Origin of the sequence: Bordetella bronchiseptica, from assembly GCF_900636925.1 — a bacterium.
In the GTDB taxonomy this organism is placed as follows: Bacteria; Pseudomonadota; Gammaproteobacteria; order Burkholderiales; family Burkholderiaceae_B; genus Bordetella; species Bordetella pertussis.
Map to the genome: position 1 here is coordinate 3,481,018 of NZ_LR134326.1, position 14,435 is coordinate 3,495,452.

At 68.6% G+C, this 14,435-nt stretch carries 14 protein-coding genes; all 14 read right to left on the minus strand.

The window, feature by feature from the left end; translation table 11 throughout:
• Positions 1-170 precede the first annotated feature (170 nt).
• Positions 171-980 (minus strand): 2-oxo-hept-4-ene-1,7-dioate hydratase, encoded by an 810-nt coding sequence (gene hpaH, locus EL288_RS16215; RefSeq protein WP_003809822.1) that lies wholly within the window; start codon positions 978-980, stop codon positions 171-173.
• 26 nt (positions 981-1,006) lie between these two features.
• On the minus strand, positions 1,007-1,411 hold the full coding sequence (locus EL288_RS16220) for a nuclear transport factor 2 family protein (RefSeq protein WP_226376534.1): 405 nt from the start codon (positions 1,409-1,411) through the stop codon (positions 1,007-1,009).
• A gap of 104 nt (positions 1,412-1,515) precedes the next feature.
• Positions 1,516-2,748, minus strand: coding sequence for an NAD(P)/FAD-dependent oxidoreductase (locus tag EL288_RS16225; protein WP_003809817.1), 1,233 nt, complete (start codon positions 2,746-2,748; stop codon positions 1,516-1,518).
• A gap of 100 nt (positions 2,749-2,848) precedes the next feature.
• On the minus strand, positions 2,849-4,087 hold the full coding sequence (locus tag EL288_RS16230) for an MFS transporter (RefSeq protein ID WP_033451983.1): 1,239 nt from the start codon (positions 4,085-4,087) through the stop codon (positions 2,849-2,851).
• A 12-nt stretch (positions 4,088-4,099) separates the two neighbouring features.
• Positions 4,100-5,386, minus strand: coding sequence for a TRAP transporter large permease (locus tag EL288_RS16235; protein WP_003809811.1), 1,287 nt, complete (start codon positions 5,384-5,386; stop codon positions 4,100-4,102).
• Between the two features lie 17 nt (positions 5,387-5,403).
• A complete protein-coding gene (locus EL288_RS16240) occupies positions 5,404-5,961 on the minus strand; it encodes a TRAP transporter small permease (RefSeq protein ID WP_003809809.1) in 558 nt (185 codons plus the stop codon).
• Positions 5,962-6,063: 102 nt separating this feature from the next.
• Positions 6,064-7,071, minus strand: coding sequence for a TRAP transporter substrate-binding protein (locus tag EL288_RS16245; protein WP_003809807.1), 1,008 nt, complete (start codon positions 7,069-7,071; stop codon positions 6,064-6,066).
• Between the two features lie 38 nt (positions 7,072-7,109).
• Positions 7,110-8,606: an acetate--CoA ligase family protein gene (locus tag EL288_RS16250; protein ID WP_010926194.1), complete on the minus strand. Its 1,497-nt coding sequence runs from the start codon at positions 8,604-8,606 to the stop codon at positions 7,110-7,112.
• A 7-nt stretch (positions 8,607-8,613) separates the two neighbouring features.
• Positions 8,614-9,339, minus strand: a complete 726-nt coding sequence (locus EL288_RS16255) for an acetate--CoA ligase family protein (protein ID WP_003809803.1) — start codon at positions 9,337-9,339, stop codon at positions 8,614-8,616.
• Positions 9,336-9,557 (minus strand): acetyl-CoA carboxylase biotin carboxyl carrier protein subunit, encoded by a 222-nt coding sequence (locus EL288_RS16260; RefSeq protein WP_003809801.1) that lies wholly within the window; start codon positions 9,555-9,557, stop codon positions 9,336-9,338. Before EL288_RS16260 ends, EL288_RS16255 begins: the two co-directional genes overlap by 4 nt.
• A gap of 45 nt (positions 9,558-9,602) precedes the next feature.
• The gene (locus EL288_RS16265; RefSeq protein ID WP_003809800.1) at positions 9,603-11,138 is read right to left on the minus strand and encodes an acyl-CoA carboxylase subunit beta; all 1,536 of its coding nucleotides are present in this window, start codon (positions 11,136-11,138) and stop codon (positions 9,603-9,605) included.
• 15 nt (positions 11,139-11,153) lie between these two features.
• Entirely contained in the window at positions 11,154-12,524 is a 1,371-nt protein-coding gene (gene accC, locus EL288_RS16270) for an acetyl-CoA carboxylase biotin carboxylase subunit (protein WP_003809797.1), read from the minus strand.
• 32 nt (positions 12,525-12,556) lie between these two features.
• On the minus strand, positions 12,557-13,348 hold the full coding sequence (locus EL288_RS16275) for a GntR family transcriptional regulator (protein ID WP_003809795.1): 792 nt from the start codon (positions 13,346-13,348) through the stop codon (positions 12,557-12,559).
• 12 nt (positions 13,349-13,360) lie between these two features.
• A complete protein-coding gene (locus EL288_RS16280; RefSeq protein WP_003809793.1) occupies positions 13,361-14,416 on the minus strand; it encodes an SDR family oxidoreductase in 1,056 nt (351 codons plus the stop codon).
• Between the last annotated feature and the right edge of the window lie 19 nt (positions 14,417-14,435).

Consider the following 14,435-nt stretch of genomic DNA (forward strand, 5'->3'; position numbering starts at 1 on the left):
TACGTGTCCCGGCCGCCCACGCGCCGGGTGCGCGCCAGCGGCGCGCGCCTGCATCTCAAGCGCGATGGGGTCGGCTGCGATGGAATGCGCCGCGCCGGTCTGGGCACAGTCTAGCCCAAGCGCGCAACGCTCGGCCGCGCCTCATGGTTTCCCCTGATCGGCGCTTGCCGTCAGGCGAAATGGCAGCTGACCGTGCCCAGCGGCCCGTAATCGGCCGACAGGGTATCGCCGCTGGCCGCGTGCACCGGCCGGGTGAACGAGCCGGCCATGATGACCTGGTCCTTTTCCAGCGCGATGCCATGCGCCGACAGTTTCCTGGCCAGCCACGCCACGCCGTTGGCGGGATGGTTGAGCACGCCGGCGGCCAGCCCGGTTTCCTCGACCACGGCGTTGCGCATGAGGATCGCGCCGACGCGGCGCAGGTCGACCTCGTCCACGCGCACCGGACGCCCGCCCAGGACCACGCCGGCATTGGCCGCGTTGTCGGAGATGGTGTCGGTCACCTTGCGGGTGGCGCGCGTCTGCGGGTCCACCATCTGCACGCGCGCGTCGAGGATTTCCAGGGCCGGCGTGACATAGCGCGCTGCCTCCAGCACGTCGAACAGCGTGACGTCGGGCCCCTCCAGCCGCCTGCCCATGATGAAGGCCAGCTCCACCTCGACCCGCGGCGCAATGAAACGGCCGGCCGGGATGGTCGTCCCGTCGGCGAAGAACATGTCGTCCAGCAAGGCGCCGTAGTCCGGCTCGTCGATGCCGATCGCCGCCTGCATGGCACGCGAGGTCAGGCCGATCTTGTGGCCCTTGAGCGGGTTGCCCGCGGCGATCTTCAGCGCCACCCACTTGCGCTGGATCGCGTAGGCATCCTCGATCGTCAGCGCCGGGTGGCGCAGCGACAGCTGGCGGATCGGGGTGCGCGTCTGCTCGGCTTCGTACAGTTCGCGCGCAAGCGTGTCCAGCAGGGCGTCGTCAAGCACGGCCATGTCTCCGGTGCGGGGTTGTTCGGGATTCATTCCGCCGGCAGCAGGCGGCGGCTCTGCTTGCGCGCGATGCGCCAGGCGCCGCCGACGCGCGCCAGCTCGTCGACGCAGTCGCGCACGCCCAGCATGCGCGGCTCGCCGACCACCCCGTCGGGCGAGGTGAGGGTTTCGTAGGCCGTCATGTAGAAGCGCACGCGCGCGCTGTCCGGCGTGGCCTGCTCGATCCACAGGTTCGAGACGATATGGGCGGTCTGGCGGCGCGGGTCGCGCTGCGCCAGGGCCGCGCGCACCGCGTCGGGGCCGACCAGTTCCGTCCCCTGGCGGTTCCACACGCCGTCATCGGCCATCAGGCCGGCCACCGCCTCGTTGTCGCGCCGGTCCAGGCCGCTGAAAAATCGGTAGACCACGGCAACCAGCGCTTGGGTCTCGTCCATGTTCATTGCGCGTCTCCCCAGGGATGTCTGGCAAGGGATGTTGGGGCAGCGGCCGCCCGGCGGCAAGCATCGCCATGGAACAGGTGTTATTCCCGCCGGCGGTGCTATGCGGCAGCCTCGCCCAGCACGGCGCCGGCCAGCGGCGAGCGCGGGTCGGCCAGACGCCGCGCATCCAGGCGCGCGCCTTCGGCGATGTATTTGCGCAGCTGGCGGAACTCGCGCGCCGCATTGACGCCCAGCACGGCCGCCGCCCTGCCATCGGCGCGCATCTCCACGCAGAGCAGCTGCGCCGGCCCGCCCTGGCGCAGCACCAGCGCGGCGCCCGGTTCGCTGGCGCCGGCCATCTGCACCAAGGTGTCGTACTGCTGCGACCAGAAAAACGGCAGCGGCGCGTAGCGCACCGCCTGGCCCAGCGCGGCGCGGGCCGCCGCGATGCCCTGGTCCTGCGCGTTCTGCCAGGATTCCAGGCCCGCCAGCTTCCCATCCGGCCGCGCCATCACCGCGACGTCGCCCGCGGCGTAGATATCCGGGTCCGACGTGCGGCAGGCGCCGTCGACGATCACCCCGTGATCGCAGGCCAGCCCGGCCTGTCTTGCCAGCTCGTCGTTGCGCACCAACCCCACGCCCGCGACCACGATGTCGGCTTCGATCCCCTGGCCATCGGCCAGCGCCAGCCGGCAGCCGCGCCCATGCGCGTCGATGCGCTGGACCCGGGCGTTCAGGCGCAGGTCCACCCCCTGGCCGGCATGCAGCCGCGCCAGCGTCTCGGACAGCAGCCCCGGGCCGCTGCGGGCGCACAGGCGGTCGGCGGCTTCGAGCAGCACCACCGCACACCCCCGCTGGCGCGCCGCGGCCGCCACTTCCAGCCCTATCCACCCTCCGCCCAGCACCGCGACGCGCGGCGCGCCGTCGAAGGCCGCGCGCAGACGGGCGGCATCGTCGATGGTGCGCAAGGTATGGACGCAGGGCAGGTCCGCGCCGGGCAGCGGCGGCAGCCTGGGCCGCCCGCCCGTGCACAGGATCAGCGCGTCGTAGCGCAACGCCTGCCCGTCGCCCAGCAGCACCCGGCGGCCGGCGCGGTCGATCCGCGTGGCGGCCGCGCCGCCGAGCCAGTCGATATGCAGCTCGGCCAGCTGCGCCGCGTCCATCAGGCTGGGCAAGGCCGGCGCCTGCGCCGCCAGTTGCTCCTTGGACAAGGGCGGCCGCTCGTAGGGCGGCGCGGTTTCGTCGCCGCACAGCAGCACGCGGCCGGCATAGCCCTCGGCGCGCAGCGTCCGCGCGGCCCAGCCGCCGGCCTGCCCGGCGCCGATGATGACGATGGTGTGCTGCTGCTCCATGGCTGGCCTCCCGTGCCTGTCGTGCGACGTGGAAGCGATCGTGCCGCGCGCGCCGCCTGCGGCGCAAGCCCGCCGCGGGAACAGCTGTTGTTCCCGCGGCCTAGCGTTGCGCGGGCAGCGCCAGCCGCTTCGCGCCGCCGTGCCCGGCAATGCGTGACTTGCACGCCAGCACGATGCCCAGCGCCAGCATGCTCAGCAGCAAGGCGGCAAAGAAAGCCAGGTCGAAACGGCCGCCGCGCAGATCGAACAGCGTGCCCACCAGCCAGGTCCCGAAGCCGGCCGCGATGAAGCTGGCCAGATACAGCTCGGTCAGGCGCCGGCCGACCTGCTCCTTGGGATAATGGCCCTGCACCAGCGCGCCGTAGGCCGGGTAGTAGCCGCCGAAGCCGATGCCGATGGCGGCCGCGCCGGTCACCACCATGGCGATGGAGTCGGTGAACTGCAGCAGCAGCGCGCCCACGATCTGGATGGCGGTGGTCGCCAGCAGCACGGCGTACTTGTCCAGGCGGTCGAGCGAATAGCCGATCGCCAGCCGGGCGACCAGCACGAGCCCGTAGTGCGCCGACATCAGGGCGCCCGCGCGCACCGGCGACAGGCCGGCCTGCGCGCCGTACGAAACCAGGTGCGAGGCCACGCCCGCCGCGGCCGAATTGGCCAGGAGCAGCGCCAGCGCCAGCCACACGATCAGCCGGCCGCCATCCGGCGCGGCCGCGCCGGCAGGCGGGCCGGCCAGGGACCGGGGCCTGCCCAGGCCGACCGGCGGGCGCGGCATGTACAGCGCCATGGCGGCCAGCATCGCGACCACCGCGACGGCCGCGTAGGCCAGCAGCGCGTCGCGCCAGCCGTGCCCGCCGCTGACGGCGCGCAGCAGCGGCGGCACCAGCAGGCCGCCCACGCCCTGTCCGCACAGGGCAATGGCCACCGCCAGCGACCGGCTGCGCAGGAACCATTGCGACACCGCCGCGGCGACGGTGCTGAGAAACGCCCCCTGGCCCAGGCCGCCTATCAGCACCGCGTAGATCAGGTAGAACTGCCAGCGCGCCGTCGCCACGCTGGCCAGCGCCATCCCGCCGCACATCGCCAGCGTCGCCACCACGCCGATCGGAAAGAAACCGATGCGATCGAGCAGCCGCCCCATCAGCAGGGACGACACCGCCGCGCCGGCCATGGTGGCGCCATACAGCGAGGCCACGCTGCCGCCGTCCCAGCCGAACTCGGCCGAGAGCTCGGGAAACAGCATGGGCAGCGAGTTGGCGGCGCCGAAGCTGAGCGAGGCCAGCACCAGCGTGGCCGCCGCCACCGCCCAGCTGTACGGGCTGTCCGGATCAGCCGCGCGCATGGCCGCGGCGCCCTACCACGGAATGCCCATGGCGCGCGGCAGGCCGATCGAGATGACCGGAAAGGCCATGATCACCGCCAGGCCGGCCAGAAGCAGCAGCAGGAAGGGAATCAGCGGCCGGATGATGGCCTGCATGCTGACCCGCCCCACGCTGCATGCCACCAGCACCGCCAGCCCGGTGGGCGGCACGAACAGCCCGATGCCCGAGGCCAGCACCACGACGGTCAGCCAATGCACCACGTCGATGCCCAGCTCGCGCACCACGGGCAGCAGGATGGGCACGAAGATCAGCACGGCGGGCGCGCCCTCGAGCACCGCGCCGATGAACACGAAGATCAGCGCCGTGATCAGCATGACGCCCCAGGGGCTGATGTGGTTGTCGCGTATCCATTGCGCCACCGCGCCCGGCACCCCTTCGGTCGCCAGCAGGTAGCCGAAGATCATGGCGAACCCCATCAGCAGGCAGATCACGCCGGTCGCCACGCAGGTGTCGACCAGCGCCTGGTAGATGCCGCGCCAGCTCAGCCGGCGGTAGACCAGCCCGCCCACCAGCAGCGAGTACACCACGGCGAAGGCCGCCATCTCGGTGACGGTGGCCACGCCCATGCGTATGCCGCCGAAGATGAGGATGGGCACGCCCAGCGCGAACAGCGCGTCCTTCAGGCCCTTGAGGATGGCCACGAACGAGTAGGCTTCGCCGCGCGGCATGTTCTGCAGGCGTGCCTGGATGTGGATGAAGGCGAAGAACATCAGGCCGATGACGACGGCCGGCACCACGCCCGCGGCGAACACGGCGACCACCGAGGTATTGGCCACGGCCGCCACGACCACCATCAGGATGCAGGGCGGGATGAGGATGGAGAACGCGCACGATGCGCCGATCACCGACAGGCTGTACGGGCGTGGATAGCCTTCGTTCTCCAGCGGCTTGAGGGTCATCGCCGACATCGCGGAAACGTCCGCGACGGTCGAGCCCGAAATGCCGGACTGCAGCATGGTGGACCCCACCACCACCATGGGCAGGCCGCCGCGAAAGCGGCCGAGCAAGGTATAGGCGAAACGGACCAGCCGCTCGGAGATGCCGCCCTGCTCCATGATGGAGCCGGCGAAGATGAACAGCGGAATGGCCAGCAGGACGAACGAATCGATACCCATCACGGTGCGGTGCACCAGCAGGTTGATGGGCAGGTCGCTCTGGTAGAGCATCGCCAGCAGCGACGAAATGCCCATGGCGAAACTGATCGGCATGCCGACCAGTACCAGCAGTACGAAGGAGAACGAGAGAATGGCGATAGTCATAGGATGTCCTCCGGGGATCAGAGATCTCCGCCGGCCTCGTAATGGGGCGGCTGGCGCTGGCCCCGCAGCGTCTGGATGAGCATCAGGGTGGCGTAGACCACCATCAGCACCCCGGCGGCCACGCAGCTGCTGTACAGCCAGCCTATCGTGATGCCCAGGCCGGGCAGCGTCTGGATGCTTGCGAATTGCACGGTCTGGTAGGCGGCGTAGGTGAACACCACCGAAAACACCAGGATCAGTGCGTCCTGCAGGATGTAGAGGGCGCGTTTCATGCGCGGCCCGGCCTGTTCGACCAGGATGTCGACGGCCACGTTGGCGCGCTGCTGCACGGCGACGGCAAAGCCCACCATCACGATCCAGGCAAACAGGATGCGGGCGAACTCATCGGACCAGGGCGTGCCCAGTTGCATGAAATAGCGGCTGATGACGGACATCACCAGGAAAATGATCAGCAGTGCCAGCAGGCCCGCCAGCACCATCCTGGGAAATCCGACCAGCACCCTGGTGGTCAGCGCGGCGGCGCCCTGTTTGCGGTTCATGGTTTGGTACTCCCGTCGTTCGGACAGTTCAGCCATGGTTTTGTCTCCTCGTCAGCGGTCTGGGCCGGCCGCGGCATGCCGGATCGCATGCCACGGCGCCCTGGCGGGATGCCTGTGCAAGGCCTGGCGGGCCAGGCGCTACTTCTGCGCATCCAGGACTTGCTGGAACAGCGTCTTGTCCAGCTGGCCCTCGAACTGCTTCCAGATCTGCTGGCCGGTCGTGCGCCACTGCGTCATTTCCTCGGCGCTCGGATGGTAGACCTTCACCCCCTGGCTTTCCGCATAGGCCAGGGCCTTGGCCGCCATGTCATGGTCGATCCGGTTGCCGTATGCCTCGGCCTCGCGGGACGCCTCCAGGATGGCCTTCTGGCTTTCGGCCGGCAGCTTGGCGAACCTGTCCTTGCGCATCACCAGGGTCTGTACGCCGATCACCGCGTCGTTGGCGGTGGCGTACTTGAGCACTTCGTAGTGCTTGGCCGTCGCCAGCCAGGTCGGCATCACGAACTCGCCGTCCACCACCCCGGAGCTCAGGGCGTTGTAGACCTCGGCCCAGTCCACCGATGTGGGAATGGCGCCCCAGTTCTTGAACATGGCGATTTCGACCGGGGACGCCGTGGTGCGGATCTTCAGGCCCGCCAGGTCGCCCGGCACCTTGAGCTGCTTCTTGGTATTGACGACATGGCGAAAGCCGCCGTTGTTCAGCAGCATCAGCAGCTTGAAGCCGTCGCGCTCGAAGCGCTGGCGGATTTCCTCGCCGACCTGGCCCGCCATGGCCTTCTCGAACGCCGCCTCGTCCTTGAACACGTACGGCAGGTCCATGAAGATCAGCGTGCGGGTAAACGCCCCCCAGTTGGCGTTCGAGCCGCCGCCCAGGTCCACCGCGCCATTGAGCACCGCCTCGATGGAGGTGCGCTCGTTGTACAGCGAGCCGGCCAGGTGGGTCTCGATGGCCAGCGTGCCGCCGGACTTCTCCTTGACCAGCTCGGCGAACTTGAGGAAGGCCATGCCCACCGCCTGGTTCTCCGTGGCGCCGTGTGCCAGCTTGAGCACCTTGGCGGGCTTGCCCTGGGCATGGACGGCCGAGGCCGGCGTAAGCAACGACACCGCCGCCGCGGCGCAGGCCGCGGCCAACATCTTGAGCTTCATGTTTGTCTCCTAGGTTTTTATGTATTGGGTCCGTTTGGTCAGGACGCCTGACTGGCAGACTCCGGCGCGGACCGCGACCGTCCATCCACGGGGATCGACGGTTGCGCACGCCGGCAACGCACGGCCTCGATGACGCGCAGGCAGGCCAGGGCCTTGGCTGCCTCGGCAATCTCGTTGAACACGGGAATGCCCGCCTGCACGGAATCGCGCCGGTAACCGCGTTTTCTTTCCTCGATCTCCGCGTCGCCGTCCGAGCGCAGCACCAGGATGAGGTGCGCCACGCCGCGGCCGTGCTGCCTGGCCTGCGTCACGGCGGCGATGATGTTCTTCAGCATGTCCACGTGCTGGAAGTCGGTGATCACCGTCATGTTGGCGTGGATGATGACGGCGTCGATGCTGTCGTCCTGCGCGAGGATGCGCACGATATCCGTCGCCGCCCTGCCCTCGTTCTGCTGCAGGGCGCCGGCCGGCACGTCCACCGGATTGAGCACCGACGAGCCTGCCGGCAGCTTGAGCGCCTCCAATGCCGCCAGCGTGTCCGCCGCGAACGGCGGCACCGCGAAGCCGGCGCGGCCGCAGGCGTCGGTGCCCAGCACGCTGGTGCCGCCGCCGTTGCCGAACAAGGCGACGGTGCGCGTCGGCTGGGAGCGGGGCAGCAGGCACTGGCACAGCAGCAGCACGTCGAGGAACTCGTCCAGCGTGTCGACGATGGGCATGCCGGTCTGCTTGCCCAGCGCGGCCCACGCCTGTTCGCTGCCGGCCAGCGCGCCGGTGTGCGAAGACGCGGCGCGCCGTCCCTGCGCGGTGCCGCCGCCCTTGAGCAGGACCACCGGCTTGCGGCATCCCGCCTGGCGCAGCACCTCGAACAGGCGGCGTCCATCGCGGGCGCTTTCGAGATACATGCCTATGACGCGCGTCTGCTCGTCCGCCAGGAAATACTCCAGCAGTTCCGAGGCGCTGACATCGACGGCGTTGCCGATGGTGACCAGGCCGCTGAAACGCAGGCCGCGCTGCTGGCCGCGCCGGATGATGTCGGTGCCCAGCCCGCCGCTCTGGCAGACCACGCCGACATGGCCCGCCTCGTCGGTGACGCGGCGGGTGAAGCTGACGCGCGCGCGCGGCGAATACACCCCCAGGCAGTTCGGGCCCACCACGCGCACGTTGGCGTCGCGCGCCGCGGCCAGCAGATCCCGCTGCAGCGCGTCGCCTTCCTGGGTCTCGCCGAACCCGCTGGACATGACCTGGGCCACGCGCACTTTGCCGCGCCCGCTGCGTATCACCCCGGGCACCCGCTCGGCGGCCGTCGCCACGTAGGCGTAATCGACCGTCTCCGGCAAGGCCTCCAGCGACGCGAAGACCGGCAGGCCCTCGATCTCGCCGGCGCTGGGGTGCACCGGATAGATCGGCCCGGCATAGCCGAAAGCGCGCAGGTTGCGGATGAAGCGGTTGCCGCCGGACACCGTCGAGGCCGACGCGCCGACAACGGCGATGCTTTTCGGCTGGAAAAGCGAATCGAGAATCTTGGGTTCAGTCATGCTGCTCTCACTGCGTCAGGATGAATCGGGCGTCGACCGCGACGGCGCCGCGCGGCGATACGATGAGCGGATTGATGTCCAGCTCGGCCACCTCGGGCTGGCCGGCCAGCAGCACGCCGCCTTCGCCGCCCACGCGCAGGATGGTCTCGACCAGCGCGTCGATGCTGACCGCCTGCTTGCCGCGCGCGCCCGCGAGCAAGGGGCTGCTTCGCAACTCCCCTATCATGTCGAGCGCGTCCTCGCGCGTGACCGGGCAGATGCGAAACGCCACGTCCTTGAAGATCTCGACGAAAATGCCGCCCAGGCCGATCATCACCATCGGACCGAACTCGGGATCGCGCAGTCCGCCCACCACCACTTCCACGCCGGGCTCGGCCATTTCCTCGACCAGCCAGCCCTCGACCCGCGCGCCGGCCTGCTCGACGCGCTGACGCATCTCGTCGGCCGCCTGCCGCAGCGCCGCCGGGCTGGCCAGGTTGAGCCGCACCCCGCCCATCTCGGTCTTGTGGATCACGTCGGGCGAGACCAGCTTCAGGACATAGGGTTGGGCCAACTGGCCCTCGACCTGCGCGAACGACGCGTCGGCGGGCAGCACCACGGACTTGGGCACGGCGATGCCGTGGCCGGCGAGGATGCGCTTGCCGGTCGGTTCGTCGAGCGCGCCGCGCCCCGCCTCCAGGGCCTGGCGCAGGATGGACGAGAGCTCGCGCTGGTCCATGGGCGCGGGGCTCATTCGCTGATCACCGCGATCACGTCGCCTTCGCCCACCGGCGCGCCCACCTCCATGCGCAGGTCGCCGATGGTGCCGCCGCACGGCGCCAGCACCGGGATCTCCATCTTCATGGATTCCAGGATGGCGATCTCCTGGTCTTCGGCGACCGTGTCGCCCGCCGCCACCAGCACTTTCCACACGGAACCGCTGACTTCCGAAATCACTTCTACATTGGCCATGATGTGCTCGACTCTCGATAAGGTTTGGACCGGCGCGCCGGTCGCTCAATAGGTAGTGGGCCAGTTCGACAGCAGGTGCTGTCCGATGCGGCGGCCCTGCGCGCCGCGATGGATGTCCAGCAGGCGGATGAGATGCGCGCGCGTCTCGCGCGGATCGATCACCGCATGCGTTTCGTACAGGGCGGCCAGCCCCCAGGCCGAGGTGTCCTTGGACAGTTGCGCCACCAGTTCGCGATAGCGCTCGGGGTCGTCCTGCTCGTTGACGCCGAACAGCACGTTGGCGCCGACGCCGGGCGCCATGAAGCCCAGGTCCGCGCTGGGCCAGGCCAGCACTTCGTCGGAGTTCCTGCCGCCGCCCATGTTCAGGTAGGCCTGGCCATAGCTCTTGCGCATGATCACCGAGATCTTGGGCACGGTGACCAGCGAGATCGCGTTCATCCAGTTCATGATCCGGCCCGGCGCGGCGCGCCGCTCGCCCTCGATGCCGATCAGGAAGCCCGGCTGGTCGACCAGGAACACCAGCGGGATGTTGAACGAGTCGCACAGCACCAGGAACGAGATGGCCTTGTTGCAGGCGTCCACGTCGATCGCCCCGCCCTTGAACATCGGGTTGCTCGCCAGGATGCCGACCGGATGGCCGTCCAGGCGCGCGACCATGGTGCAGATGGAACGGCCGAACCTGGCCTTGAGCTCCATCACGCTGTCGCGGTCGACGATGCAGTCGATCGCCTTGCGCACGTCATAGACCTTGTTGCTGTCGGTCGGCACGTGCTGCAGGATCGCCCCGGTGTCGGGAACGCTTTCCGGCGTGACGGCCTGGCGCGGCGGCGGCTCGTTCTGGTTGCTGGGAAAATAGGCCAGCCACTTCTTGACGATCTCCAGCGCTTCCTCGTCGGTTTCCGCCAGCGCGTCGACCAGGCCGGTGGACTGCGTGTGCATGCGCCAGCCGCCGAGCTCCTCCGAGTCGATCTCCTGGCGGATGGCCTTGGACGTGACCCGCCCGCTCGCCACCGCCATGGTGGCGCCGCGGCGCATGACGACGAAATCCGAGAGGCAGGCGTACCACGTGGAGGACCCGTAGCACGGCCCGAGCAGCGCGCTCACCCAGGGGGTTTCGCGCAGGCGGCGGTACTCGTAGGGATCCTGCCCCAGGATCGCGCGGCCCTCGGCGCCCATGCGGTCGGGCATGCGCGCGCCGGTGGATTCGCCCAGGAAGATCAGCGGCAGGCCGTTTTTGGTGGCGACTTCGCGCATATGGCGGATCTTCTTGCCGTTGACCACCGAGCTGGATGCGCCCATCACGGTGAAGTCGTTGGCCACCACCGCCACCTTGCGCGCCTGGACCTTGCCGTAGCCGGCGATCTTGCCGTCGGCCGGGGTGCGCTCGGCCACTTCCTTGCGGTGCGACACCGCGAACAGGCCGCTTTCCTCGAAGGTGCCCGGATCGAGCAGGAGCTCGAGCCGTTCACGCGCGTTCAGCACGCCTTCGGCGCGGCGCTTCTCCAGCTTGGCCGGGCCGCCCATGCCCAGCGCATGGTCCTTGCGGGCGGCATAATCGACAAGCAGTTCTTCGTGTGACATGTGAGGCTTACCTTCTCAGAGCAAATGGCGCATGGGGTGGTCGGCGTACAGCTTTTCCTTGACGAACTGGGTGCTGACATTGGCGGCGATGAAATCCTCGTCTCGCATGAGCCGTTCGTGGAATTCCTTGGTCGTCTTCACGCCGACGATCTCCAGCTCGCCCAGCGCGCGCAGCATGCGGGCGATGGCTTTCTCGCGCGACTCGTCCCAGACGATCAGCTTGCCCAGCAGCGAGTCGTAGTACGGCGGCAGCTTGTAGCCGCGGTACACGTGCGAATCCATGCGCACGCCCGGCCCCGAAGGCAGCCGGATATCGTTGACCGTGCCCGGGCTGGGCATGAACGCCTTCTGCGGATCCTCCGCGTTGATGCGGCATTCGATCGCGTGCCCCTTCATGACGATGTCCTGCTGGCGCAGGCCCAGCCTGCCGCCAGCGGCCACCGCCAGCTGGAGCCTGACCAGGTCCACGCCGGTGACGGCTTCCGTGACCGGATGCTCGACCTGGATGCGCGTATTCATTTCGATGAAGAAGAATTCGCCGCTCTTGCCGTCCATGACGAATTCCAGCGTGCCCGCGCCGCGATACTTGACCGCGCGCGCCAGCGCGCAGGCCGCCTCGCCCATGCGCTGCCGCGTTTCTTCGGACAGCACCGGCGACGGGCTTTCCTCCAGCAGCTTCTGGTGGCGGCGCTGGATCGAGCATTCCCGCTCGCCCAGGTGGATGACGTCCTCGCCATCGCCGAACACCTGGATCTCGACGTGACGCACGGGCGAGATATAGCGTTCGATATAGACGGAGCCGTCGCCGAAGGCCGACTTGGCCTCCATCGACGCGCGCTCCAGCCCCTCGCGCAGCTGCGCCTCGCCCTGGATCACGCGCATGCCGCGCCCGCCGCCGCCCGCCGCCGCCTTGACCAGCAACGGATAGCCGACCTCGCGGGCCACCTTGATGGCCTCCTCGACGTCGCTGACCGGCTCGGGCGAGCCCGGCACAATGGGCACGCCCGCCTCCTTGGCGATCTTGCGGGCCTGCGCCTTGTCGCCCATCATGCGGATCGCGCCGGGGTCCGGGCCGATGAAGACGATGCCGGCGTCGATGCAGGCCTGGGCAAAGTCTTCGTTCTCGGACAGGAAGCCGTAGCCGGGATGGATGGCGTCGCAGCCATGCTCGCGCGCGGCGGCGATCAGCGCCGCGATGTTCAGGTAGCTTGCCGACGGCTCGGGGCCGCCGATGGGGACCGCTTCATCGGCCAACCTGACAGGCAATGAATCCTCATCCGCGCTGGAGTAGACCTGGACTGTCCGTATGTCCATCTCCCGGCACGCGCGGACGATACGCAGGGCGATCTCTCCCCTGTTCGCAATCAATACCTTTTTCAGTCTCATGGATTAGCCTCTTGAATGAAGGGTTCCCGATGTCAACCGTAGCGGCTGGTGTCTCCGCCGGTGACATCGACGTATTCGTGATTCTCCGAATCGAGCAGGCTGCAGCGATACTCGATCGGCGTATCTCCAAAGCTGTACGCCACGCGCAGGATGCGCAGCATGGGCGCGCCCAGCTTGCAACCCAGGCGCTTGGCCGTGTCCTTGTCGGCAACGGTCGCGCTGACGCGGTCTATCGTCTTGACGATATTGATGCCGTACTGTTCGCGGTAGAAGTCATAGATGGTGGCGTCGCGCGCGCTCAGCTTCTCGCGGGTCAGGCCCTCGAACGTGCGCACCGGAACATAAATCGTGTCGAGCAGCACCGGCGTGCCCTGCATCGTCATCGAGTTCTTGATGACGAAGACCGGGTCGCCAGGCTGCAGCGCCAGTTTCTGCGCCACCTCCTCGGTGGCCGACGCCTGGGAAAAGCCGTGCGTCGACACCAGCGGCACGTCTACCACGCCATCGCGCCGCTCGATGTGCCAGAACGAATTGAGCATGCGGCTGGTGTCGTAGGGAGCCAGGAAGGTGCCGCGCCCTTGCTGCCGGATGACGATGCGCTCCGAGACCAGCTCGGCAATGGCCCGGCGCACGGTGCCCACGCTGACGCCGAACTGGCTGGCCAGCTCGTTGTCGCCGGGCAGCGCCATGCCGGACTTGATGCCCTTCTTCTGCACGAACCGGATCAGCTCCTCCTTGATCATCCGATAGAGCGGGATGGAGCGGTTCTCATACAGGACGAGGGTCGCGCGATTCGAGACGTTGTTATCTTTCATTTGAGCCATGGTGGGTCCTGGTTATGCTGGAAGCAGCTTCCGTTGCCGTAAATCCGAAAGCATAGACTTGAGCATATCGTCAAATAAAAGAATTTCCGTCCATCCCGCGCGGCGGAGCTTGTACAGGCTGCAGACCTGGTCGAAGCCGTTGGAATAGACCCAATCGGCAAACGACCAGTTGACATAGGCCTCCAGGGGAAAATGGCGCAGCCCCTGCCGCTGGCAGATCGCCTGCCAGGCGGCTTCGTTGGCCGGCATCATGGCGGCCAGGCGTATCTGCTGCACGCCCCCCGCCTGCATGCCGAACGCCTCGGCGACCGCCGGCCAGAGATTGGCCCAGCGCTCGGGCTCGCCGTTGTGGAAATTGAAGGCCTCGTTCTCGCAGGCCGCGACATCCACCGACCAGGCCATGGCGCGCGCCAGCAGCCGGGCGTCGGTGCACTGGTTGAGCGCCGCGAAGGCCGCCGGCGTGCCGGGGAACTTCAAGGGCGTCGCCGCGGCCTTCATGACCGAGGCATACAGGGACAGGGCCATGAGGTGGTTCATGGGGCTGCCCAGGGCGTAGCCGAAGATGCCGTGCGGCCGGAACGCGGTCCAGCTCCAGCGTCCGGACTCGCGCTGGCGCGCGGCGATCCAGTCCTGCTGGTCGTAATAGAAATTGGGCGGGCAGTGGCGCGCATCGTCCTCGCGCGCCGGGGTGCGGAAGGGCCCCAGGTGATTGCCGTACCATTTCGTTCCGTGCACCAGCACGACGCGCGCCAACCCGCGCGCGTGCCTGTCCACCGCCGACACCAGGTTGGCCAGCATGGCCAGGTTGGGCGCGGCCTCCTCGCCCAGGGTGGGGCGCGGCGCGTAGGCGCAATAGAAGACGTGCGTGATGCCGGGGAAGGCGGCCAGCGCGGCCTCGGCCTGGGCCGCGTCCAGCAGGTCGGCCGCGATATGCCGCACGCCGGGCAGCGTCGCTTCCTGGCGTCGGGAGATCGTCACGACATCCCAGGCCGCGTCGCGCGCCAGATGCTGCACGAGCGCGTTGCCCACGATGCCGTACGGTCCGGCGATCAGCGCTGTCCTCTTCACGTCGTCCTCCGTCCTGGCC